24 protein-coding genes and 1 tRNA gene are annotated in these 20,815 nt (G+C 60.5%); 11 read left to right on the forward strand and 14 right to left on the reverse strand.

Features of this window, described 5'->3' with window-relative positions; genetic code table 11:
- The 5 genes from FHP24_RS27835 to FHP24_RS27855 form a co-directional block, all read right to left on the reverse strand.
- On the reverse strand, positions 1-271 hold a 271-nt coding region (locus FHP24_RS27835; RefSeq protein ID WP_394344675.1), incomplete at its 3' end, for an electron transfer flavoprotein subunit beta/FixA family protein.
- Between the two features lie 139 nt (positions 272-410).
- A complete protein-coding gene (locus FHP24_RS27840) occupies positions 411-1,157 on the reverse strand; it encodes a rhomboid family intramembrane serine protease (protein ID WP_139679506.1) in 747 nt (248 codons plus the stop codon).
- An 89-nt stretch (positions 1,158-1,246) separates the two neighbouring features.
- Positions 1,247-1,819 (reverse strand): cob(I)yrinic acid a,c-diamide adenosyltransferase, encoded by a 573-nt coding sequence (locus FHP24_RS27845; protein ID WP_139679507.1) that lies wholly within the window; start codon positions 1,817-1,819, stop codon positions 1,247-1,249.
- 9 nt (positions 1,820-1,828) lie between these two features.
- The gene (locus FHP24_RS27850; RefSeq protein ID WP_139679508.1) at positions 1,829-2,032 is read right to left on the reverse strand and encodes a twin transmembrane helix small protein; all 204 of its coding nucleotides are present in this window, start codon (positions 2,030-2,032) and stop codon (positions 1,829-1,831) included.
- 20 nt (positions 2,033-2,052) lie between these two features.
- The gene (locus FHP24_RS27855) at positions 2,053-2,886 is read right to left on the reverse strand and encodes an SDR family oxidoreductase (RefSeq protein ID WP_139679509.1); all 834 of its coding nucleotides are present in this window, start codon (positions 2,884-2,886) and stop codon (positions 2,053-2,055) included.
- An 82-nt stretch (positions 2,887-2,968) separates the two neighbouring features.
- Between FHP24_RS27855 and FHP24_RS27860 the strand changes: the two genes are divergently transcribed.
- Complete coding sequence (locus FHP24_RS27860) at positions 2,969-3,943, forward strand: YihY/virulence factor BrkB family protein (protein ID WP_139679510.1); 975 nt, start codon at positions 2,969-2,971, stop codon at positions 3,941-3,943.
- Here the strand turns inward: FHP24_RS27860 and gluQRS are convergent.
- On the reverse strand, positions 3,872-4,753 hold the full coding sequence (gluQRS, locus tag FHP24_RS27865; protein ID WP_246091975.1) for a tRNA glutamyl-Q(34) synthetase GluQRS: 882 nt from the start codon (positions 4,751-4,753) through the stop codon (positions 3,872-3,874). The genes FHP24_RS27860 and gluQRS overlap by 72 nt on opposite strands.
- Between gluQRS and FHP24_RS27870 the strand changes: the two genes are divergently transcribed.
- Both FHP24_RS27870 and FHP24_RS27875 read left to right on the forward strand, forming a co-directional pair.
- Positions 4,752-5,444, forward strand: a complete 693-nt coding sequence (locus tag FHP24_RS27870) for a DNA-3-methyladenine glycosylase family protein (RefSeq protein ID WP_246091976.1) — start codon at positions 4,752-4,754, stop codon at positions 5,442-5,444. The genes gluQRS and FHP24_RS27870 overlap by 2 nt on opposite strands.
- Before the next feature lie 100 nt (positions 5,445-5,544).
- Positions 5,545-6,102: an HNH endonuclease gene (locus FHP24_RS27875; protein WP_139679512.1), complete on the forward strand. Its 558-nt coding sequence runs from the start codon at positions 5,545-5,547 to the stop codon at positions 6,100-6,102.
- Between the two features lie 154 nt (positions 6,103-6,256).
- Here FHP24_RS27875 and FHP24_RS27880 read toward each other — a convergent pair whose 3' ends face one another.
- The 4 genes from FHP24_RS27880 to FHP24_RS27890 form a co-directional block, all read right to left on the reverse strand.
- Positions 6,257-6,772 (reverse strand): disulfide bond formation protein B, encoded by a 516-nt coding sequence (locus FHP24_RS27880; protein WP_180356159.1) that lies wholly within the window; start codon positions 6,770-6,772, stop codon positions 6,257-6,259.
- Positions 6,773-7,022: 250 nt separating this feature from the next.
- A complete protein-coding gene (locus tag FHP24_RS27885) occupies positions 7,023-7,433 on the reverse strand; it encodes a YkgJ family cysteine cluster protein (protein ID WP_139679513.1) in 411 nt (136 codons plus the stop codon).
- A 204-nt stretch (positions 7,434-7,637) separates the two neighbouring features.
- Entirely contained in the window at positions 7,638-7,766 is a 129-nt protein-coding gene (locus FHP24_RS29300) for a hypothetical protein (RefSeq protein WP_281287477.1), read from the reverse strand.
- 248 nt (positions 7,767-8,014) lie between these two features.
- Positions 8,015-8,099: transfer RNA gene (locus FHP24_RS27890), tRNA-Leu, on the reverse strand.
- Between the two features lie 232 nt (positions 8,100-8,331).
- On the opposite strand from FHP24_RS27890, the gene FHP24_RS27895 reads away from it, so the two are divergent.
- Positions 8,332-9,096, forward strand: coding sequence for a hypothetical protein (locus FHP24_RS27895; RefSeq protein WP_139679514.1), 765 nt, complete (start codon positions 8,332-8,334; stop codon positions 9,094-9,096).
- A 49-nt stretch (positions 9,097-9,145) separates the two neighbouring features.
- Here the strand turns inward: FHP24_RS27895 and FHP24_RS27900 are convergent, their stop codons facing one another.
- The 3 genes from FHP24_RS27900 to secA form a co-directional block, all read right to left on the reverse strand.
- Positions 9,146-10,417: a GNAT family N-acetyltransferase gene (locus FHP24_RS27900; protein WP_139679515.1), complete on the reverse strand. Its 1,272-nt coding sequence runs from the start codon at positions 10,415-10,417 to the stop codon at positions 9,146-9,148.
- Positions 10,418-10,419: 2 nt separating this feature from the next.
- Positions 10,420-11,829 carry a lipopolysaccharide biosynthesis protein gene (locus FHP24_RS27905; protein ID WP_139679516.1) on the reverse strand — a complete coding sequence of 470 codons (1,410 nt, stop codon included), beginning with the start codon at positions 11,827-11,829 and terminating at the stop codon, positions 10,420-10,422.
- 161 nt (positions 11,830-11,990) lie between these two features.
- Positions 11,991-14,702 (reverse strand): preprotein translocase subunit SecA, encoded by a 2,712-nt coding sequence (secA, locus tag FHP24_RS27910; RefSeq protein ID WP_139679517.1) that lies wholly within the window; start codon positions 14,700-14,702, stop codon positions 11,991-11,993.
- A 243-nt stretch (positions 14,703-14,945) separates the two neighbouring features.
- Here secA and FHP24_RS27915 point away from each other — a divergent pair, with 243 nt between their 5' ends.
- The 6 genes from FHP24_RS27915 to FHP24_RS27940 all read left to right on the forward strand — a co-directional run bounded on the left by FHP24_RS27915 (position 14,946) and on the right by FHP24_RS27940 (position 18,999).
- The gene (locus tag FHP24_RS27915; protein ID WP_139679518.1) at positions 14,946-15,845 is read left to right on the forward strand and encodes a peptidylprolyl isomerase; all 900 of its coding nucleotides are present in this window, start codon (positions 14,946-14,948) and stop codon (positions 15,843-15,845) included.
- Positions 15,846-15,925: 80 nt separating this feature from the next.
- Positions 15,926-17,167 carry a bifunctional glutamate N-acetyltransferase/amino-acid acetyltransferase ArgJ gene (gene argJ / locus FHP24_RS27920; protein ID WP_139679519.1) on the forward strand — a complete coding sequence of 414 codons (1,242 nt, stop codon included), beginning with the start codon at positions 15,926-15,928 and terminating at the stop codon, positions 17,165-17,167.
- Positions 17,168-17,175: 8 nt separating this feature from the next.
- On the forward strand, positions 17,176-17,946 hold the full coding sequence (locus FHP24_RS27925; RefSeq protein ID WP_139679520.1) for a GNAT family N-acetyltransferase: 771 nt from the start codon (positions 17,176-17,178) through the stop codon (positions 17,944-17,946).
- Positions 17,943-18,353 carry an 8-oxo-dGTP diphosphatase MutT gene (gene mutT, locus FHP24_RS27930; RefSeq protein WP_139679521.1) on the forward strand — a complete coding sequence of 137 codons (411 nt, stop codon included), beginning with the start codon at positions 17,943-17,945 and terminating at the stop codon, positions 18,351-18,353. The genes FHP24_RS27925 and mutT overlap by 4 nt, the downstream gene beginning before the upstream one ends.
- A gap of 102 nt (positions 18,354-18,455) precedes the next feature.
- Positions 18,456-18,776, forward strand: a complete 321-nt coding sequence (locus FHP24_RS27935) for a hypothetical protein (protein WP_139679522.1) — start codon at positions 18,456-18,458, stop codon at positions 18,774-18,776.
- A 46-nt stretch (positions 18,777-18,822) separates the two neighbouring features.
- The gene (locus tag FHP24_RS27940) at positions 18,823-18,999 is read left to right on the forward strand and encodes a Flp family type IVb pilin (protein WP_139679523.1); all 177 of its coding nucleotides are present in this window, start codon (positions 18,823-18,825) and stop codon (positions 18,997-18,999) included.
- 6 nt (positions 19,000-19,005) lie between these two features.
- Here FHP24_RS27940 and FHP24_RS27945 read toward each other — a convergent pair whose 3' ends face one another.
- Entirely contained in the window at positions 19,006-19,878 is an 873-nt protein-coding gene (locus FHP24_RS27945; RefSeq protein ID WP_139679546.1) for a methyltransferase domain-containing protein, read from the reverse strand.
- Positions 19,879-20,037: 159 nt separating this feature from the next.
- Between FHP24_RS27945 and FHP24_RS27950 the strand changes: the two genes are divergently transcribed.
- A complete protein-coding gene (locus FHP24_RS27950; protein WP_139679524.1) occupies positions 20,038-20,814 on the forward strand; it encodes a ComF family protein in 777 nt (258 codons plus the stop codon).
- Position 20,815 lies beyond the last annotated feature (1 nt).

Here is a 20,815-nt window from a genome sequence, read left to right on the forward strand (position 1 = left end):
GATCGTCGGTCTCGATGAGGATCGCCCGGTCGGCGCCCATGGCGAGCGCTGTCCGCAGCGTTTCTTCGGCTTTCGCCGGGCCGATCGAGACGACCACCACTTCTTCGGCCTTGCCTGCTTCCTTCAGGCGAAGCGCCTCTTCGACGGAGATTTCGTCGAACGGGTTCATCGACATCTTGACGTTTGCAAGCTCGACACCCGTGCCATCCGGTTTCACACGGATCTTGACGTTGTAATCGACGACACGCTTAACAGGCACCAGGATCTTCATGGGGTCCTTCCTTGACTATCACCGACGGCAAAATGCGACATTTGCCGTCTCCTCATTGGTCAGTGGGCGACATGGATACGCATTTTTCACCCGATTACAACGCTGTTTCCATGCCGACACTTGCGCATTTGTCATAACCCTATTCGACGTGTGCCGGTACCTGCGGAACGCTCGGTTTGTGATGCACGGCACGCGGCGTGACGATCCGGCGGTCGAACAGCGGAACGCCTGGACGCCGCATGACGAGGACCAGCAAGGCGCCTGCAATGATGCCTCCGACATGGGCGCCCCAGGAGACGGCATCATCCATGTTCAGCGCCAGCATGACGAATTGCTGGGCGATCCATAGCGCCAACGGAATGAAGGCCGGGAGCGGTAGCGGAATACGAAACAGGACCAGTACCCAGACGCGAACCCGCGGATGCAGGAGGAAATACGCGGCCACCACACCGGATATCGCGCCCGACGCGCCGATCAGCGGGCCTTCCGATTCCGGCGTGACGAAACCGTGCAGGGCGGCGCCTGCCGCGGCGCACAGGAGATAGAAGATCAGGAAGCGGAAATGCCCCAGCGCATCCTCGACATTGTCTCCGAAGACCCAGAGAAACAGCATGTTCGGTGCCAGATGCCAGAAATCGATATGCAGGAAGGCGTAGGTGAGGAAGGTCATGTCTTCCGGCACGAGAACCAGCGACGGGTCGAGTACGGCATGGTCGAAGATCAGGGCGGGAATGAAGCCCAGGCCCAGCGAAGCGCGCTCCGCCTGCTCCACGGATGCGAAAGTGGTAAACAGCCATGCGGCCACGTTCAGGACGATCAGGGTGATCGTGACATACTGGACGCGGATATATTTCAGTTCGTTCGTGTCATGCAGCGGGACGAACATATCTGGTCTCCACGGTTTCCGATCTCATTCCTGTGACAAGCACAGGAATGAGGGAGGTTGTTGCTCTCCCCGCGCGCAGTCATCGCGCCTTACCGGTGTTTCCCCGGAACCCACAAAATATCGACCTGACCGCTATCGTTGGCAAAACGGGCGGCGACGAAGAGGAAGTCGGAGAGGCGGTTGATGTATTTCAGCGCCGCGGCGCCGACCGTTTCCTGCCGCGACAACTCGACCATCAGCCGTTCGGCGCGTCTTGCGATGGTTCTTGCCATATGCAGATGAGCGGCAGCCGGGGTGCCGCCGGGAAGGACGAAGGATTTCAGCGGATCGAGTTCGCCGTTCAGGCTGTCGATCTCGCGTTCCAGCCGCTCGGCCTGCGCCTCGATGATGCGCAGCGGCTCGTAATCGAGCGTCTCGCCGGTATCGGGTGTCGCGAGATCCGATCCCAGATCGAAAAGATCGTTCTGGATGCGGGCAAGCATCACGTCCAGCTCGTCGAAACCGACAGTGTGCAGACGGGCAACACCGACTGCGGAATTGGTCTCGTCGACCGTGCCGTATGCCTCTACCCGCAGATCGAATTTTTCGCGGCGCGGGCCGGAAACGAGGCCGGTCGTGCCTTTGTCGCCGGTGCGGGTATAGATCTTGTTGAGCTTGACCATGTCGATTTCCTAAGTGGGCCGACCGCCGCCGGTAATCCAGAGCGTCAGCATGATAAGCGCGATCGCCACCGCCTGCAGGATGACGCGCATTTGCATCAGCTTGTTGGACTTGTTGGCGTCGGTCCCCTTCAGCATGTTGAACAGGCCGCGGATCAGGACAAGCACGACGAGGCCCATCACGATCAGGGTGAGAATGGTGGTAACACTCGACATATCCTGCCTCCCGTCAGTTGTCAGTCGATACGGCGCATGAGCGCGTAGAAGAGCGTGGCCGGAAGCAGCCTCTTCAACAACGCGCCCTGCTTTGCAGGTCTGGTTACCAGATAATGCGGCCGTGGACGAGGCGCGTTCAGGGCATGATCGAGCACCTTTTGAACCGCTTCGGGGCCGAGCTTGTGGCGGTTGATCGGTCCGCGGCCGTCGAGGCGCTTCAGCTGCTGCGCGTAATCGGCTGCATGCACAGAATTTTCGAGGTCGATATGTTCGTTGATCTTGGCAAGCGCGTTGGCGGTGAAACGGGTGGCGATCGGGCCGGGCTCGATGAGGCTCACCTCGATCCCGCTGCCGGCAAGCTCCATGCGCATGGTCAGCGTCAGGCCCTCCAGCGCATATTTCGAGGCCGTGTAGGCGCCGCGAAACCGATAGGGCATCAGCCCGAGGATGGATGAGCAGTTGACGATCCGGCCAGAACCTCTGGCCCGCATGAGAGGAATGATCTGCCGCGTCAGTTCGTGCCAGCCAAAAAGATTGGTCTCGAATTGGACGCGAAGCACGTCGGTGGTCAGATCCTCGACCGCTCCTGGCTGACCATAGGCGCCGTTGTTGAAGAGTGCGTCGATCCGGCCGCCGGTTCGCTCGACCACGGTTTCGACCAGGCGGTCGATCGTTTCCTGTCTGGTATAGTCGAGCAACAGGGCTTCGAGGCCATCAGCCTCGAGCGCGGCAAGATCCTCGGGTCTGCGAACCGTTGCGAAGACACGCCAGCCTTGTTTCTTCAAGGCCCTTGCACAATAGGCACCGATGCCGGAGGAACAGCCGGTCACGATGATCGTTCTTGTCGCAGTCATTTAAGGACACTTCCTCGGCGCTTATCTGTACAAGTGGCGGTGTACCTCCCATATTTCGACGCAAGTCACAACGGAGTCCCCATTGCAGGAAGAAACGCGCCGGCCGCGATGGCACCGATTGGCTTTCAAGGTCCTGTGGGATGCCTATTGGCATTTCACCGAAGATGACGGCTGGGCAATGGCCAGCCATGTGGCGCTGTCCGGGCTTCTGGCGCTTTTCCCGTTCCTGATCTTCGGCACCGCTCTGGCAGGTTTTCTGGGGGCCGGCGGATTTTCCGAAACGGCCATCCATCTGATGTTCGACGCATGGCCGGCCGATATCGCCAATCCGATCGCGTCGGAAATCCAGCGGGTGATCGAGATGCCGCGCGGCGGGCTGCTGACGGTCTCGGTTCTCGCGGCCGCCTATTTCGCCTCGAACGGTGTCGAGGCGCTGCGCATTTCGCTCAACCGCGCCTACCGGGTCACCGAGACACGAGCCTGGTACGTGACGCGTCTGGCGAGCCTCGGTTATGTCATTGTCGCGGTGGTGATTTTCGCGGTTATCAGCATCGTGCTTCTGGCGGTGCCGGTGGCGCAGCGGTTTGCCGAAACCAAATTCCCCTGGCTGATGAGCGACCTCAATGCTCTGGCAAACTGGGGCCTGCTCGGCACCGGCCTGCTGCTGATGATCGGGTTGCTCTTCTCGCATAAATGGCTTCCGGCGGGAGATCGCCGGATCATCGACGTGTTGCCGGGCGTGGTGATGACCATCGTCATCTGGACGCTCTTCGGCCTCGGTTTTGCCGCCTATCTCTCTACCTTCGCCAATTACGCAGCCACTTATGCGGGGCTGGCCTCGATCATGATCGTGCTCGTATTCCTCTACATGGTCGGCGTGATCTTCATGCTGGGCGCGGAACTCAACGCCGCTATCCTGAAATACAAGGTCTATTCGGTGGTCAACCAGGTCAACAAGAAGCGCAAGGCCAAGCGTGCCGCGCGGTCACAACCCGACGAGCCGGCGAATATCGTCGGGCCGGAGCCCATCCTGCCGAAGAGCAGTAATTCCGGTTGAGCCTTCGCTTTTCGACAGTTTTCGCCCGTCGCTGCCGAGGATCAGCCGGTGATGGTGATAGACCGGCTCCGGAAGCCTAAGCAGTTCCTGCAGCAGGCGGTGGATGGCGGTGGCGGAAAACAGATCCTGTCCGCGTACCACATGGGTAATACCCTGCAAGGCATCATCGACGACGACCGACAGATGGTAGGTCGACGGTGCATCCGAGCGCGAGAGGACGACATCGCCCCAGATCGCCGGGTCGGCATCCACGCGTTGCAACGTTCCGTCTCCCGTTTCCTGCCATGAAAGCGGCCTGCCGATCAGGGCCTTGGCCTTGGCGATATCGAGCCGCCAGGCATGGTGGGTCTCGGCCGCAATCAATCCTGCCCTTTCTTCTTCGCTGCGTTCCCTGTCGTCGGGCGGATAAAGCGGCGAGCCGTCCGGGTCGCGCGGCCATGAGCTGCCGGTGTCTTCACTGGCCGCCACGCGCGACCTGATCTCTCCGCGGGTCATGAAGGCGGGATAGATGAGCTGCATTTCCCGCAATCTCTCGAGTGCCTGCCGGTAGAGGTCGAAATGCTGCGACTGGCGGCGGACAGGTTTTTCCCAGTCGAGGCCCAGCCAGCGCAGGTCGCGATAGATCATATCCTCGAATTCGGGTGTGCAACGGGAGAGATCGATGTCTTCCATGCGCAGCAGAAAACGCCCGCCCGCAGCTTTTGCCATATCGTGATTCAGCATCGCCGAAAGCGCGTGGCCGAGATGCAGATGGCCATTGGGGCTTGGCGCGAAGCGGAAGACGGGGCTATCAGAAAAAGGAGAAGACATGCCGTCTTCTGCCACGCTTTCGGCCGTGCGGCCAATGGGGAATGATGTCGTGACGATCATCCGCAACGAGACGGACATCGAAGACGGGCTGGAGCGATTGCTGAAGCTCGATCCGAGACTGGCACCGATCATCGAATTTTCCGGTCCGGTGCCGTTGCGACTGGCCACCCCCGGCTTTGCCGGTCTCGCGTCGATCATCGTGTCGCAAATGGTCTCGCGGGCAAGTGCCGATGCGATCTGGCGGCGGATCGAAGCTGTCGGGCCGGTCACGGCGCAAGCCTATGCGGCACTCGATCCCGATGTGATCGCCACGTTCGGCCTGTCGCGTGCCAAGGCATCGACGCTGAGAGGTCTCGCTCATGCGGTTATCGGCGGCGACATCGATCTGGACGCTATCTGCGCTCTCGATGGCAGCGAAGCCCTTCGACGGCTGGTTCTCCTGCCCGGCATCGGCCCGTGGACGGCCGAGGTCTATCTGATGTTCTGCGGTGGCCATCCCGACATCTTTCCGTCCGGCGATGTGGCGCTTCAGGCATCGGTCGCAAAGGCGTTTCTGATGGAGGCGCGGCCGAATGCAAGACAGCTCAGCGAAATTGCCAAGGTCTGGGCGCCGCACCGGTCCGTTGCCGCCCGGCTTTTCTGGGCGCATTATGCCGCGACCATGCGCCGCGACGCTCTGCCGCTGGTGTAAATCGGGGTGAAGTATCCCGTTGCATTTATAGGGCTTCACAATCCTGTAACAACGGACCTAATATAGAAGAGATAGATGCCGAATCGGGTAGGAGCGTCACTTGACGATTGCAGTCTCCCCGCAGGCCTTGCCGGCGCTCGTCCTGAACGCTGACTACCGGCCGCTGAGTTACTATCCCTTGTCGTTGTGGTCCTGGCAGGACGCGATCAAGGCGGTTTTCCTTGACCGTGTGAATATCATCGCGGAATACGATCATTCGGTCTGCTCCCCCAGCTTCTCGATGAAACTGCCGAGCGTCGTCAGCCTCAAGACCTATGTGCAGCCGACCCGCAACCCGGCCTTCACCCGGTTCAACGTGTTCCTGCGTGACAAGTTCGAGTGCCAGTATTGCGGCGAGCATGACGAGCTGACCTTCGACCACGTCATCCCGCGCGCCCATGGCGGCGAAACGACCTGGGAGAATGTCGTGGCGGCCTGTTCGCCCTGCAATCTGAGGAAGGGTAGCAAGCTGCCGAAACAGGCCCAGATGTTCCCGCACCAGAAGCCCTATGCGCCGAGCGTACAGGACCTGCACAACAATGGCCGGCTTTTTCCGCCGAACTACCTGCACGAAAGCTGGATGGATTATCTCTACTGGGATACCGAGCTGCAGCCGTGATCAGGTCTTCAGACCGCTGATAAACGGGGCAAAGCCTCTTCGCCGTCAGGCTTGGGCTTGTCCCGAGCAGCTGCAAACGCCTGATTTTATTCGGCGCGGACAGATCCTCGGCACAAGGCAGAGGATCCGCAATTTGTCGAAAGTCTGAAGCCGCTTATACGGCCTTTTTCGCGCCGATGAAGGCGACTGCTGCGAGAAAAATGCTGGCGACGACATTCCAGCCGGCAAAAGAGAGGCCGATAACGCGAAGAGCTGCGTCGGCGCAGGAAGGGCCGTGGATCGTGTTCAGGTCGCCCAGAAGATTGCCGGCATTGGTGGTTGTTGCGGTGGTGCCGCCGCAGGCCGTAGGCCCCGGCCAGAAGCCCCATTCAACTCCCGAATGATAGACGCCCATGCCGGCGCCGACGAGCATCATGACGCCGATGACGACCAACAGCACGCGGGTGATCCAGGATGGCAGGCCGAAGGCCGCCGAGCCGACCGCGAGGATGCCGATCGGAATGCCGAAATAATAGGGATCACGCTCTAGCAGGCAGAGCGCGCAGGGAATGTAGCCGCCGATATGCTCGAAGCCCAGTGCGCTGCCGACCGTTGCCGCCATCGCAAAGGTCAAAAAGGCGGCGTAGCCAAGTCCCTTGCGGAATTGAGTGGTTGAACCTGCCAGCGCCATGTGACTCTCCTTCGTGTTCGCCGTCGAGGCTGCGGCCCAGCCGGGGGCCTGCATGTCGCCGTCGTGTTCGTGTTTTGCCGAAGCTGTAGAGCAGAACCCGCCGTTCTGTAAACTGGCGGAACGGGCGGCATAACCGCCAGTGCCTGGCACATTGTCGTGATTAACCGACTATCCTCGGCATTTTAACGGGAGGGCGGCCGGCGGAAAAGTACGCTATCGCTGCAGCGACATCATGTCTGGTGCCGCGGGTCTATCGTTCGATCTTCACCACTTCGTCACGCCAGAACACGATCACATATCCTCCCGTCGCAGCAGCATCCGCTGCCCAGTTCTGGAGCTGGGAGATATACGGCTCGTGGCGCCAGAGGTCGGGGCGATCCGGATCTGCCAGTACGGTGATCTGCCGTCCCTGTCCGTAGACCATCATATGCGATATGGAGGGCTTCCACTCGTCGCCCAGCGTTTCGTCGAGCATCCAGTGACAGAGGAAGTCACGACAGAGTTTCGGGCGCTCTTCGTAGATCGAACAGCCCAGTCCGGCGACGCAATGCATGCACCATTCCTCTGCCGGTTTGTCGAGATAATCGATATCGGGCAGGCGACAGCACAGCGTACAGGTTTCGCAGGAACGGTTCTCAATGGTCACGGGCGCTGGTTTCATGCTCGGATCTTCATGCCTGCGGCTGCTGGAAGCATCAGATCAGAGATGCAGAAACAACTCATGGAAAATGATGCGGTGCCCTTTGCCATCATTGATTTTCAAGATCAATGATCTGCAACGACAACGCATCTCGCGCTTTCACCTCGTGTGAACTCTGCCAAGATGGCGAGGCACTGCTTAAGTCAGCGCCTTACCAAGGCTGGCTCACTTCTTTTTCAAGCTGCTCTCGGTGTTTTTTACCTGGGATCCCAGCGTCGCGGCGGGCGCTGCCGCAGCCTTGTCCTTCTTGGGTTTGCGAGTCTCTTTATTGCTTCGAACTTGACCTTTAGCCATTGTACGCTCCTGCGATATCTGGATACGCATAACCCGCTTAAAACAAAGGGAAAGCAAGCCTTTTTTGGTGACCATCGCGTGAAATTTTTGAAGCTTCTTCGGTCACCGGCAGACCGCGGCGAATGTAATCGGCCCCGGCATGCTGGTGACCGAAGAGGTGTTCTCTATACGGCATGAAAACAACCCGGCGAGCGGAGCTTCACGCCGTCGTTCCGGATATGGAAAGATATATTATTTTCATGAAGTTCTGGTGCCCCGTGCCGGAATCGAACCAGCACTCCTCTCGGAACCTGATTTTGAGTCAGGCGCGTCTACCAATTCCGCCAACGGGGCACAGTAGATGTGGAACGCGCTTACCATGCGCAGCCACGCGGATGCAAGGCGCAAGTTCTGCAAATGTGATCCGCAACGATCCGCTTGCGAACCCGGTGCAGGGCAAGCGGTGCAGACATCATAATTCGTTAATCGTCATCGACGGTACATTAGTGATTTCTGAAACAAATAGACCCGGCGCGAATTCGACTCCGTGGGCTCTGCAGGCCAGGCCCTCAAGGAGGAGAAAGTGATGAAAAAACTATTTGTTTCGGCATTGATGTCCACATGCATTGCCGCTGCCGGACTGACGCCGGTCTACGCTCAAGGGCTATCCGTCGGGGGTGACCGGGGCGTCAGCGCCAGCGTCGGCAGAAGCAGCAGTGGTGGTCTCGGTGTGGGAGCGTCGGTGGGAGGACGAGGCGGCGTCAATGCAGGCGCCAGTGTCGGTGGCCGTTCCGGTGGTGTCGGGGCAGGCGCATCCGTCGGTGGTCGAAACGGTGCAAATGCCGGCGTGGGCGTCGGGCGCAATTCCGGCGTTGCGAGCGCCGGTGCATCCGTCGGAGGGCGCAACGGTGTGAATGCAGGCGCGAATGTCAGCGGTTCGCGCGGGCTTAATGCCGGGGTCGCGGCCTCCGTCGGTGGAAGCAACGGTGTGAACGCGCGGGTCGGGGCCAGCACGTCCAACGGTATCAATGCCAGAACGACGGCGACCGTCGGCGGCGCGGGAGGTCTCGCTGCAGCCCTTGGGCTCGGCGTCGGAGGCACGACTGGCGTCGGTGTGGATGTCGGGGTCGGCATCGGTGGCGGCATACCGGGAACGGGACCAGGTACAGGTCCGGGAACAGGTGGTGCCCCCGGCGGCGGATTGACCGGCCCTCAGAGAGCCGCCTTCAATGCCATGTCGCCCAGCGAACGGCAGAAGCTGCTGAAGCGGTGCGTGGATGTCTCTGGCGGCGGTTACGATCCGGCACTCGTCCAGCTCTGCCGCATGCTGCGGATGACGGCGTCGCGTTAGCCGGGTTCGGTGTTCCAGGGGCTTGCGGCAACGCAGGCCCCTTTTCGGTTCAGGTATCGCGGCCGGCCAGATGCATGATCTTTTCGCGCAGGATACGGGCTATGTTGCGGGTGTTGCGATAGAGGTGGAGCTGGGCTGCGACCTGACGGACGTCACGGTCGCCGTTGCGCGTCAGGCCGATGACGAGACTTCCCATCTCTTCGCGCTGTTCCCACATGCGGCTCATGATCGGGTGATCGGGCACGGCGCAGCTGTCTGTCCGCAGGATGTTGGCGTCTTCCAGATGCCAGTCGGTCAGTTTCATGATCAGAAGCTTGCCCGGCGAATGGCGGCCAAAACTCTCGTCATAGGCGGTTTTCCAAGTATATGCTTCGCCGGCCATCAGGAAAACGATGATCGAGGCGATGGCGCGGCCATCGAGATCGATCGTGTGAATGCGCACCGCGTCGATCTCGGCGAGATTGGTGATCGCTTCACGGGCAAAGGCGGCGCGATAACGGTCGTTGATCAGCGCGGACCGTTTTTTGCCCTTCCAGCCCTTGGCTTCAAGCGCGAGGAATTCCTCCATCCGCAGCCGGACTTCTTCCGGCTGGCGGGCGACGTTGTAGCTCAGGGTTCCCAGCTTTTCGAGATTGCGCCACTGGCGGCGCATCTCGCGCACATGATGCGCAGAGACGGATTGCTTCAGATAGCCGTCGCCATCGAGAAAGCTTTCCAGCATCGGGCGGCGGAACGTATCGGTGGTGGCAACGGGCAAATCGTGAGCGATGGCGACGGCCTTGGCCAGCTGGGCGAAGCGGCCGGTGAGGCGGATATCCGGCAGGACCAGCACCGATGGCAGCTTGGTCTCGCTCAGGGCAAGCACGTCGAACAGGTTGTCGATAGTCTCTGCGGCATCCTCGGCATCGACAAGCGGCGTTCCGAGCGGGCCGAAAGGATTGGCCCATGTGCGGATGATCGACGCACCGACCGAAAAACCTGGACGCTCGACGGTGAAGGGCATTAGCAGCCGCAGGCGCGAGCGCATGCCGTTATCGTCGCGGATGAGGGCGAAGCGCACCTGCTTGTCTTCCACGCGCGGCATTGCAGGCACCAGAAGGCGGGCGGAGAAGAAGATGTTCGGCTCCATCGCCCGGTGCGACAGGAATTCCAGCTCTTCCTGAAGCTCGTAGCCGAGGGTTGCCGGATAAAGCGAAAACTCGCGTCCGGCCCGGCCGATGGGCAGGTTGAGGTCGGCCTCCGGCAAAGCAGGCCGGTCCCGTTCGTTCTGAACGAGTTCTTTTGCATTCTCGATGTCGCCGCCGAAGGGGGGGATCTGCATGGTCAATTCGCCCCCGATCCGGCTTGCGGTTTGCGCGCGAAGGCAAACAGCGTGATGCCGAGCGTGCGGCGGACCGTCAGATGAAGCAGCAGGGATTCGATCATGATTGCAGTTGCAGCCGCAACCGCCGCTCCAGTCAAGCCGAATAGCGGGATCATCACAACATACAGTATCACTGCCGCGATCAGGGTTACGGCATAAACGCCGACGCAAAGCTTCTGGTGCCCAGCCATGCTGAGAAGAATTTCCGCAGGACCGATGGAGGCCTTGGTCAGGATGCCGGCAAACAGGATCACCATCAGCCAATAACCGTCGGTGAAGTTCGGGCCGAACAGCGAAAGAAGCAGTTCGCCGGCCGCGAGTGCACACAGGCCGATGACAAGCGATGGCCAGAAGGTCCAGCGTGTCGCCTGGGCGGCAAAACTTGCAAGCGCATCATGGTCGTTGGCGGCAATAATGGCGGAGAAGCGGGGTGCGGCCGCGGCCTTGACCGAAAAATAGACGAATTGCACCAGCACTATGGTTTTTGCTGCAGCGAAATAGATGCCGACCTGATCGGGCGGGAGATAAAGCCCGACCACGACCACGTCGGCATTGGTCAGCAGGAAGCCGATGCCATCGACGAGGAAAAGCGGCAGGGAATATTTCATCCATGTGCCAAGCTGATAGCGGCGCTGTGCCTCGCCTTTGTCCTGCCGGATCAGCGTGGCGAGCTGGATGAGGTGGGCGAGCGTCGTGACATAGGTGGCGGCAAGCGCCCCACCCATTGCCGTCGTCGCATCATGTGGCGCGTCGATCAATGCCGCTGCCGCCATGAAGGCAAGGATGAGGACCGGTCTCAGGATGAAGGTCGGCGCGAGTGCCGAGACGGTCCAGCCACGCGCCCTTGCCATGCCGTCGAGGATATCGCCGAGCGCGATCAACGGGATGATGAAAAGCGCAATGGCGATCGGAACGAGATAATAGGAGGCGACGCTGTCGCCGAACAGAAACAGGAAGGCGAAGCCCAGTGCGCCGACCGTTGTCGCCGTTATGAGTGCGACAAGGCAGGAGGCGACATTCAGCCCGCGCAGCATCGTGGTTTCGCCCGACGCGATGTGCTGATGATAAAAACGGATGATCGAGGTGTGGAAACCGAGGCAGGAGAGATTGCCGGTCAGGATGACGATCACCCAGACGAAGGCATAGATGCCATATTCAAACTCGCCCATCAGCCGCGCAAGAACGATCTGGGACAGGAAGGCGATTGCGGCCGAGGCGATGCGGATCGCAAATGCCATCAAGGCCTGGCGCTGTGCCCCGGCGGTCGCGCTGCGATCGTTGAGAATGGTGCCGGCTTTTGCGATCAGCGGTGCGATCCGGGCGCGCAGGCCCGGCGGAAGCAGTCTTTCCGCTGTTTCGATAACCGCCATGAAGGGCACGTGTTACTCGTTAAGCCACACAAATACTGACGGAAAACCTGCCACGTCAGGGTTAAGAAACGGTTGGCGGAACCGATCGACTTGTGGATACTGCCGAGGTGAAAAGCAAAACGCCGCCCGGTGGGCGGCGTTTGCGTCGGATACTGTACGCCTCAGGCCTGTTCGAAGGCGCCGTGGCAGTGCTTGTATTTTTTGCCCGAACCGCAGGGGCAAGCCTCGTTGCGGCCGACCTTGCCCCAGGTGGAGGGGTCTTCAGGATGGCGATCTTCGGGAGCGGCGATGAAGTTTTCGCCATCTGCGCCGCTGATCTGGTCTTCACCGGTCGTCGGATCCAGATGATGCTCCTCATAGACCGCTGGCGGTTGCGGCGGCTCGGGGTTCTGCATCAGCTCAACCCGCATCATCTGTGCGGTCACGGCTTCACGCAGGTTGGCAAGCAGGGCCTGGAAAAGTTCGAAGGCTTCCGCCTTGTATTCCTGAAGCGGGTCACGCTGGGCATAACCGCGGAAACCGATCACCGAGCGCAGGTGGTCGAGATTGACGATATGTTCGCGCCACAGGTGATCGAGCGTCTGCAGCACGATCGATCGCTCTACATAGTTCATCACTTCGTTGCCGAAGCGCTCGCGGCGCTCCGTGACCGCAGCCTCGGTCGCCTGGGTGATCCGCTCGCGGATGTCGTCCTCGGCGATACCTTCTTCCTTGGCCCAGTCCTCGATCGGCAGATCGAGGTTGAGCAGGCGCTGGACGTCTGCGTGCAGCCCCGGAACATCCCACTGTTCGGCGTAAGCGCGCTCAGGGATATGCTTGGCGACCATGACCTCGATCACTTCGGTGCGCATGTCCTCGATGGTCTCGGACACGTCTTCCGAATCCATCATCTCGATACGCTGCTCGAAGATCACCTTGCGCTGGTCGTTGGTGACGTCGTCGTATTTCAGCAGGTTTTTACGGATGTCGAAGTTGCGGGCCTCGACCTTCTTCTGGGCGCGTTCCAGCGCCTTGTTGATCCACGGATGGACGATCGCTTCGCCCTCTTTCAGGCCCAACTTCTGCAGCATGCCGTCCATGCGGTCGGAGCCGAAGATGCGCATCAGGTCGTCCTGAAGCGACAGGTAGAATTTCGAGCGGCCCGGGTCGCCCTGACGACCGGAACGGCCGCGCAGCTGGTTGTCGATACGGCGGCTTTCGTGGCGTTCTGTGGCGATGACGTAGAGACCGCCGGCTTCCAGCGCCTTGGCCTTCAATTCCTTGATCTCGGCACGGATCGACGTTTCGAGAGCGTTGCGTTCGGCTTCGTCTTCCATGCCTTCAAGCTCACGCTCGATGCGCATGTCGACATTGCCGCCAAGCTGGATGTCGGTACCGCGGCCGGCCATGTTGGTGGCGATCGTCACGGCACCCGGCACGCCGGCCTGGGAAACGATATAGGCTTCCTGCTCGTGGTAGCGGGCGTTGAGCACGCTGAACTTCTCGAAGCCCGAATCGCGCAGCATGGTGGCCAGGAGTTCGGATTTTTCAATCGAGGTCGTGCCGACCAGAACCGGCTGGTTGCGCTCGCTGGCGGCCTTGATCTCGACGATGATCGCCTTGAACTTTTCCTCAAACGTCCGGTAGACCTCGTCGTCCTCGTCGATACGGGCGATCGGCAGGTTGGTCGGAACCTCGATGACTTCGAGCTTGTAGATATTGCCGAATTCTTCCGCTTCCGTCTGCGCCGTACCGGTCATGCCGGCGAGCTTGGAATACATGCGGAAATAGTTCTGGAAGGTGATCGAGGAGAGCGTCTGGTTCTCCGGCTGGATCTGTACCTTTTCCTTGGCTTCCAGCGCCTGGTGCTGGCCTTCCGAATAACGGCGGCCGGGCATCATGCGGCCGGTGAATTCGTCGATGATGACGATCTCGTCGTTGCGGACGATATAATCCTTGTCGCGGGTGAAGAGCTTGTGGGCCTTCAGCGCGTTGTTGATGTGGTGAACGATCGCGACGTTCTCGACGTCGTAGAGCGATTCACCCTTCAGCAGGCCGGCCTGGCGCAGCAGGTTTTCCAGCTTCTCGGTGCCGACTTCGGAGAAATTGGCCGAACGCTGCTTTTCGTCGATCTCGTAATCTTCTTCGGAAAGAAGCGGGATGTAGGTGTCGATCGTCGTGTAGAGATCGGACCGGTCGTCCAGCGGGCCGGAGATGATCAGCGGCGTGCGGGCTTCGTCGACGAGGATCGAATCCACTTCGTCGACGATCGCGTAATTATGGCCGCGCTGAACCATCTGGCCGCGCTCGTATTTCATGTTGTCGCGCAGATAATCGAAGCCGAGTTCGTTATTGGTCGCGTAGGTAATGTCGCAGGCATAGGCCGCGCGGCGCTGATCGTCGTCGAGGCCGTGGACGATGACGCCGGTCGAAAGACCGAGGAAACCGTAAAGGCGGCTCATGATGGCGGCGTCGCGCTGGGCGAGGTAGTCGTTGACGGTAACGACGTGGACGCCCTTGCCGGACAGCGCATTGAGGTAAACGGCCAGCGTACCGACCAGCGTCTTGCCTTCACCGGTCTTCATCTCGGCGATGGCGCCGTCATGCAGGATCATGCCGCCGGTCAGCTGAACGTCGAAAGGTCGCATGCCGAGCACGCGGAGAGAAGCCTCACGCGCAACGGCAAAGGCCGGGATCATGATGTCCTCGAGCGTCTTGCCGTCGGCCAGCATCTGGCGAAACTCGACCGTCTTGTTGGCGAGCTGCTCATCGGTCAGTGCCTTGGTCGTTTCCTCGATGGCATTGATCTTGGCGAGGGTCGGCTTGTAGCCGCGAACGCGGCGCTCGTTGGCCGAACCGAACAGTTTGCGGGCGATGCCGCCGAAGCTGACCATACGAATGGTCCTTTCTGATCTCAGTGCCATGGGATTGCAGGTTGGAAAAAAGTAGTTCCAGTGCCGGCAAATTGTCCCGCAACGCCCGGAAACTCTTCTGGACGCCAAGTTGCGTGACAGATAAGAGGGGGTCCGAATTATGTCAACGGTTGCGGCCGATACACTATGGCCACATTCCGGTGTTTGTGAAGGATTCACGCCGGATCCAAGCCCAGAGACCGGCATCCATGCGAAAGGTAACTTATGTTGCGTCACAAACTTCTCGTAACGGCGGCCATCGCCGCTGCGATTTCGTTCCAGGCTCCGGCATTCGCGCAGGAAGATAAGGTCGTCGCCAAGGTCGGCGCGCTCGAGATCACCCAGTCGGAACTTGATCTTGCGGTCCAGAACCTCGACCCGCAGCTCGCCCAGTTGCCGGACGAGCAGAAGAAGGTCGCGGCCCTTTCCGGTGCGATCGACGTGAAGCTGCTCGCCAGCGGCGCGCTTGCCGAAGGCATCGACAAGACCGAAGACTTCAAGAAGCGCATGTCCTATATCGGCGATCGTGAGCTTCATAACGCTTACTTCCGCAAGCACGTCGTCGAAGCGACGACCGATGCCGAAGTCAAGGCACGCTACGACAAGGAAATCGCAGCTCTCCCGAAGCAGGAAGAAGTCAAGGCCGCCCATATCCTGGTGAAGACCGAGGATGAAGCCAAGGCGATTATCGCCAAGCTCGACAAGGGTGAAGACTTCGCGAAGCTCGCCAAGGAGAATTCGCAGGACAGCAACAAGGATGACGGCGGCGATCTCGGCTGGTTCGGTCCGGGCCGCATGGTTCCGGAATTCGAAGAAGTTGCTTTCGGTCTCGAAAAGGGCGCCTACACGAAGACCCCGGTCAAGACCCAGTTCGGCTTCCACGTCATCAAGGTCGAAGACAAGCGCGATGCACCGCCGCCAGCTCTGGAACAGGTTCAGGACCAGGTGAAGCAGCTCGTCATGCGCGACAAGTATGTTGCCATTCTCGAAAAGGCCAAGGCCGAGCAGAAGGTCGACATCACTGACGAAGCCCTGAAGAAGGGCTATGAGGACGTCGGCAAGATGCAGGACGGCGCTGCCGACCCGACCGCGGCTCCGGACGCTGCACCGGCTGCCAAGCCTTGATCGAATGATTTCAACGACGGGGGCATTCATGCCCCCGTTTTTCTATCGCCTATTGAAAATCTTTTGCGCAGGTATTGACCATGTCCGCTTCCGTCTCTCCGCTCGCTCCGAAATCCTATCCTGAAATGCCTGTGGTCCGTGGTGTGCGGATGGCAACTGCTGCTGCAGGCATCAAGTACAAGGGTCGCACCGATGTGCTGCTGATGGTGTTCGACAAGCCTGCGGCGGTGGCCGGTGTGTTCACCAAGTCCAAGTGCCCGTCGGCTCCAGTCGATTTCTGCCGCTCGAACCTGTCGCATGGCGTTGCCCGTGCGGTGGTGGTCAATTCCGGCAATGCCAATGCCTTTACCGGCATCAAAGGCAAGGCCGCGACGGCACTGACGGCCAAGTCCGCATCCGAGGCTGTAGGCTGTGGCGAAAACGAAGTCTACCTCGCGTCTACCGGCGTGATCGGCGAACCGCTCGATGCCAGCAAGTTTGCCGGCGTGCTGGGCGAGATGAACACGACCGCGACGGGCGATTTCTGGCAGGAAGCCGCCAAGGCGATCATGACGACCGATACCTATCCGAAGGTCGCGACGCGCACCGTCGAGATCAACGGCGTCACGGTGACGATCAACGGCATCGCCAAAGGCGCCGGCATGATCGCGCCCGACATGGCGACCATGCTCTCCTTCGTCGTGACGGATGCCGATATCGCAGCACCGGCCCTGCAGGCCATGCTGTCGGCCGGTGTCGAGCCGAGCTTCAATTCGATGACGGTGGACAGCGACACGTCGACTTCCGACACGCTGATGCTGTTTGCTACCGGTGCTGCTGCCGAAGGCGGCCAGAAGCAGATTGCCGATGCCAATGATCCGGCACTTGCTTCCTTCCGTGAGGCGCTGAACGCGCTTTTGAAGGATCTGGCGATCCAGGTTGCCCGTGACGGCGAAGGCGCCACCAAGATGCTCGAAATTACCGTGACCGGCGCGGAAAGCGATGCAGCGGCCAAGACGATCGCGTTGTCGATCGCCAATTCGCCGCTGGTCAAGACCGCGGCTGCCGGCGAAGACGCCAACTGGGGCCGGATCGTCATGGCCGTCGGCAAGGCCGGCGAAGCTGCCGACCGTGACAAGCTGGCGATCTGGTTCGGTGACATCCGCGTTGCCGTCAACGGCGAACGCGATCCGGCCTATTCGGAAGACGCCGCATCTGCCGTGATGAAGGGCCAGGACATTCCGGTGAAGGTCGAGCTCGGCCTCGGGTCCGGCACGGCAACCGTCTGGACCTGTGACCTGACGAAGGAATATGTCGCCATCAACGGCGATTACCGGAGCTGATGCGGGTGATGGCGACATCATCCGTCCAACCCGATCTACCGCTGGTCCGCAGGCTGGAGGCCGTGGGCTTTCGCGCCTGGCCGGCCGCCTCCGTCGTTTATGACGGAAGCTGGCAGGTGCGGCTGACCGGTGGGCATCCTTCGAAGCGCGTGAACTGTGTCGTTCCGCTCGATCCGTCCGATCATCGCGATCTCGACCAGCGACTGCAAAAGGCCGCCAAGCGGTTTGCGGATTACGGCAGGACGCTTGTGTTGCGCGAGACGCCGCTGGCGCCGCCTGTCCTGATCCAGCATCTGGAGCGGACCGGCTGGGAGGTCTTCGAGACGGCGGATGTGATGACGGTCGATCTCTCCAGGCTGGAGCTTCCCGATACGCTCGATTATCTGCCGAGCCACGATATCGGGCGTTTCGCCGATGCCTGCCTGCATGTTGCCGAGGAAGACCCGGCCCTGAAGCCAGCGCTTGCCGAAATCCTCAGCGCGATCAAGCCGACATCCGGTTTCTTCATGAAGCAGGACCCGAGCAACGGGGCGGTGGCGACCGTGCTCTGCGTGCAGGATAACGACCTTGCGGGCATTCTGTCGCTTGCCGTCGCAAAGTCGCATCGCCGCGAGCGGCTGGGCACGGACATGTTGTCTTCGGCGCTCAGATGGGCGCGTATCAGCGGTGCGAGAACCGCCTGGCTGCAGGTGGAGGCGACCAACGAGGCTGCGATCGCGCTTTATGATCGGTTCGGCTTCACCAAGGCCTATTCCTATCGTTACTGGCGGAAATCATGACCGAACAACGAAAGCTGCTTCTCGTTTCCGCCTGCGCGCTGATCGATGCCGATGGCCGCATTCTGCTTGCCCAACGGCCGGAGGGAAAGTCGCTGGCGGGGCTGTGGGAGTTTCCGGGCGGCAAGGTCGAGCCTGGCGAAACGCCGGAGGAGACTTTGGTCCGCGAGCTTGAGGAAGAGCTTGGGATCGTGACGAAAGTGGCCTGTCTTGCACCGCTCACCTTCGCGAGCCACACCTACGAGACCTTCCATCTGCTGATGCCGCTTTATGTCTGCCGCCGGTTCGAAGGCGTGCCGACCGGCCGTGAGGGGCAGCAGATCAAGTGGGTCAGACCCAATGCGCTTCGCGATTATCCCATGCCGCCGGCCGACGAGCCGCTGATCCCGATGCTTCAGGATCTGCTTTAAGTAAAATTAGAATCGTCGGATTTATCTCGCGTTAACATTTCATTCAACGGATTCTGGCATGTTCGAAGCCTAGCGCGTAATGATTGGCGAGGCTTCAGGGGCATGGACGACGAGTTCTGGAAAACCGTGCGCAATCGCCAGAGGGCGACGTACCGGTCCGGCAAGACCGGGGCGCTGAATCTTGCGCTGCTTTTCGGGACGGCTGCGATCGCCCTGTCGCTGATCGTGACGCCGATGCTGGCGGAGCGGACAGACCAGAAGCGCCTTGCGCATGTGCAGGAAGACTTCGACATGCTGACGACGGGCTCTATCAAGCCCGCAGAGGCCGGTGCGAAGCACTACACGATCCGCAGGAGCGTTCTGCAGGATACACCAGGTTCGGTTTGCATCGTTCAGGGTTACGGGGCGGATGGCGACTGCTGAGCCGATCAGGCAATGATCGAACCGAATTAAATTCTAAGGACGACCGATGCGCTTGTTCCGCAGCCTTCTCAAGGACCTCAGTGGTGCAACAGCCGTAGAGTACGGTCTGCTTGCGGCCGTCCTCAGCGTCACGCTCGTCGCCGCGCTCGGCAATTATTATGATGTGATGAACAACATGTTCTTCGGGCTTTCCAACACCTACATCAACGCTGCGTCCAGATAGGACGGGTTATCCCTCCAGATTTTTCAGCGCATCGGCGAGGCGAACCTTGGCCGAGCCGGGCTTCAGCGGTTGCTGCTGGCTTTCGTGATGCGACCAGCCGGATGCGTAGATGATCGAGAACGTCGCCCTGATCCGGCCATCGGGATCTGAATAACGCTCCGCATAGATTTCCGCCGCTCTCAGGAAAAACGCTCTTCCCAATGGTTTCCGGCTGCGTCCGGCCAGCGGATTTGCCATGCCCATCGCCCGCAGATCGCGCATCAGCGGGAACAGGCTGTCGTATCGCACCGTATAGTTTTCGGCATCGACGACCGGAAGGGCAAAACCTGCCCGTTGCAGAAGGCCGCCGATATCACGCACATCGGCGAAAGGAATGACGCGCGGGCTTGCGCCGCCCGTCAGTTCGGCCTCGGTGGCAAGCAGGACATCACGCAATTCGGCAAGCGTTCCGGCGCCAGGAATGGCGGCGAGGAACAGGCCGTCGGGTTTGAGAGCGCGGCGGATGCGCACGAACGCGCCCGGCATGTCGTTGACCACGTGCAGCGCCATCGGAGAGAGGACGAGGTTGACCGACGCGGGCTCGATCGGCACGTCATCGAGCGCGGCGATCTGGACCTGATCCCCGGCATTGGCGAAAACCTCACTGGTTTCGGCGCGCCGGATGGTTTCGATCTTGCCGGTCGCCATCGCCTTTCGCGCCGCGATGCCGGTGCCGCCATGCAGTTCGACGGCATCGGGAAACTGCCGTTCCACGACGGAAAGCCGCTCGGCCATTTCGCCTGCGGCAAGATCCAGCAGGAAATCCGCATTGCCGGTGCGGTTGGCAAGCGCTCGTTCGCGTCTGCGGGCCAGCAGTTTTTCGTCGAAGATAAATTCCATCATCACCACCCGATTGTGCTTCGCTAAGGCGCATTCTCTCGCTTAAAGCGCGTCGCGATCCTCCAGATTCGCTCTTTACGCGTTAGCGCCTTGTTTTTCGCATGTCTTTATCCCGAAACCGGTGGCCACTTTCGGGAGACATGCTTTAATGTCAAGTCCATGTCCGAGCGCCTGGCCAACAGTCTTGCGAAAACCCTCGCTGCATCCGCTTCGGCCTGTCTGAGGTGGATCGCCGATATCGTCTATCCGCCGGTATGCCTTGGCTGCGGTGCGATGACCGGGCGACATGGCGCTGTCTGCGCCAGTTGCTGGCGCGAGGTCCGGTTTATCGAGCGGCCCTATTGCGAGGTGCTCGGTCTGCCGTTCTCCTATGATCCGGGGCCGGGCATGCTTTCAGCTCAAGCCATCGCGCACCCTCCGGTGTTCGAGCGGCTGCGTGCCGCGACCATCTTCGACGGTGCAGCCCGCGGCATGGTCCATGGGCTCAAATATAGGGACCGGGGCGACCTTGCGCCAATCATGGCGGGATGGATGGAGCGGGCGGGAGGCGATTGCCTTCAATCCTGCGATGCCATCCTGCCGGTGCCGCTGCACAGGACGCGGTTCGTGTTACGGAAATTCAACCAGGCGGCAGAACTGGCGCGGCATCTTTCAAAGAAAACGGGAAAGCCCTATCTGCCGGCAACGCTGATCCGGACGAAGAGAACGCAGCGGCAGGTGGGCCTGACGGCACGGGCTCGCGAGGATAACGTTCGCGCGGCGTTCAGGGTGGCGGATGGGCATGAGGCAGATGTGTTCGGCAAGCGCATCGTTCTCATCGACGATGTCTATACGACGGGGGCCACCGTTTCCGCCGCGACGCGGGCGTTGAAGAAAGCGGGGGCGGCCGAGGTCAGTGTTTTGACCTTTGCAATGGCACTGGCCGAAACTATATGAC

The organism is Aliirhizobium smilacinae (genome assembly GCF_006335145.1).
GTDB lineage: Bacteria > Pseudomonadota > Alphaproteobacteria > Rhizobiales > Rhizobiaceae > Neorhizobium > Neorhizobium smilacinae.

Excerpts from the sequence above, each read along its gene's own strand:
- FHP24_RS27900 (WP_139679515.1), bottom strand. The coding sequence starts at position 10,417 with ATGCAGATCCCCCCCTTCGGCGGCGACATCGAGAATGCAAAAGAACTC.
- FHP24_RS27895 (WP_139679514.1), top strand. The coding sequence starts at position 8,332 with ATGAAAAAACTATTTGTTTCGGCATTGATGTCCACATGCATTGCCGCT.
- FHP24_RS27940 (WP_139679523.1), top strand. The coding sequence starts at position 18,823 with ATGCGCTTGTTCCGCAGCCTTCTCAAGGACCTCAGTGGTGCAACAGCC.
- secA (WP_139679517.1), bottom strand. The coding sequence starts at position 14,702 with ATGGTCAGCTTCGGCGGCATCGCCCGCAAACTGTTCGGTTCGGCCAAC.
- FHP24_RS27925 (WP_139679520.1), top strand. The coding sequence starts at position 17,176 with ATGGCGACATCATCCGTCCAACCCGATCTACCGCTGGTCCGCAGGCTG.
- FHP24_RS27915 (WP_139679518.1), top strand. The coding sequence starts at position 14,946 with ATGTTGCGTCACAAACTTCTCGTAACGGCGGCCATCGCCGCTGCGATT.
- FHP24_RS27840 (WP_139679506.1), bottom strand. The coding sequence starts at position 1,157 with ATGTTCGTCCCGCTGCATGACACGAACGAACTGAAATATATCCGCGTC.
- FHP24_RS27945 (WP_139679546.1), bottom strand. The coding sequence starts at position 19,878 with ATGGAATTTATCTTCGACGAAAAACTGCTGGCCCGCAGACGCGAACGA.
- argJ (WP_139679519.1), top strand. The coding sequence starts at position 15,926 with ATGTCCGCTTCCGTCTCTCCGCTCGCTCCGAAATCCTATCCTGAAATG.
- FHP24_RS27870 (WP_246091976.1), top strand. The coding sequence starts at position 4,752 with ATGCCGTCTTCTGCCACGCTTTCGGCCGTGCGGCCAATGGGGAATGAT.
- FHP24_RS29300 (WP_281287477.1), bottom strand. The coding sequence starts at position 7,766 with ATGGCTAAAGGTCAAGTTCGAAGCAATAAAGAGACTCGCAAACCCAAG.
- gluQRS (WP_246091975.1), bottom strand. The coding sequence starts at position 4,753 with ATGTCTTCTCCTTTTTCTGATAGCCCCGTCTTCCGCTTCGCGCCAAGC.
- FHP24_RS27850 (WP_139679508.1), bottom strand. The coding sequence starts at position 2,032 with ATGTCGAGTGTTACCACCATTCTCACCCTGATCGTGATGGGCCTCGTC.
- FHP24_RS27950 (WP_139679524.1), top strand. The coding sequence starts at position 20,038 with ATGTCCGAGCGCCTGGCCAACAGTCTTGCGAAAACCCTCGCTGCATCC.
- FHP24_RS27885 (WP_139679513.1), bottom strand. The coding sequence starts at position 7,433 with ATGAAACCAGCGCCCGTGACCATTGAGAACCGTTCCTGCGAAACCTGT.
- FHP24_RS27905 (WP_139679516.1), bottom strand. The coding sequence starts at position 11,829 with ATGGCGGTTATCGAAACAGCGGAAAGACTGCTTCCGCCGGGCCTGCGC.
- FHP24_RS27935 (WP_139679522.1), top strand. The coding sequence starts at position 18,456 with ATGGACGACGAGTTCTGGAAAACCGTGCGCAATCGCCAGAGGGCGACG.
- FHP24_RS27845 (WP_139679507.1), bottom strand. The coding sequence starts at position 1,819 with ATGGTCAAGCTCAACAAGATCTATACCCGCACCGGCGACAAAGGCACG.
- FHP24_RS27855 (WP_139679509.1), bottom strand. The coding sequence starts at position 2,886 with ATGACTGCGACAAGAACGATCATCGTGACCGGCTGTTCCTCCGGCATC.
- mutT (WP_139679521.1), top strand. The coding sequence starts at position 17,943 with ATGACCGAACAACGAAAGCTGCTTCTCGTTTCCGCCTGCGCGCTGATC.
- FHP24_RS27880 (WP_180356159.1), bottom strand. The coding sequence starts at position 6,772 with ATGGCGCTGGCAGGTTCAACCACTCAATTCCGCAAGGGACTTGGCTAC.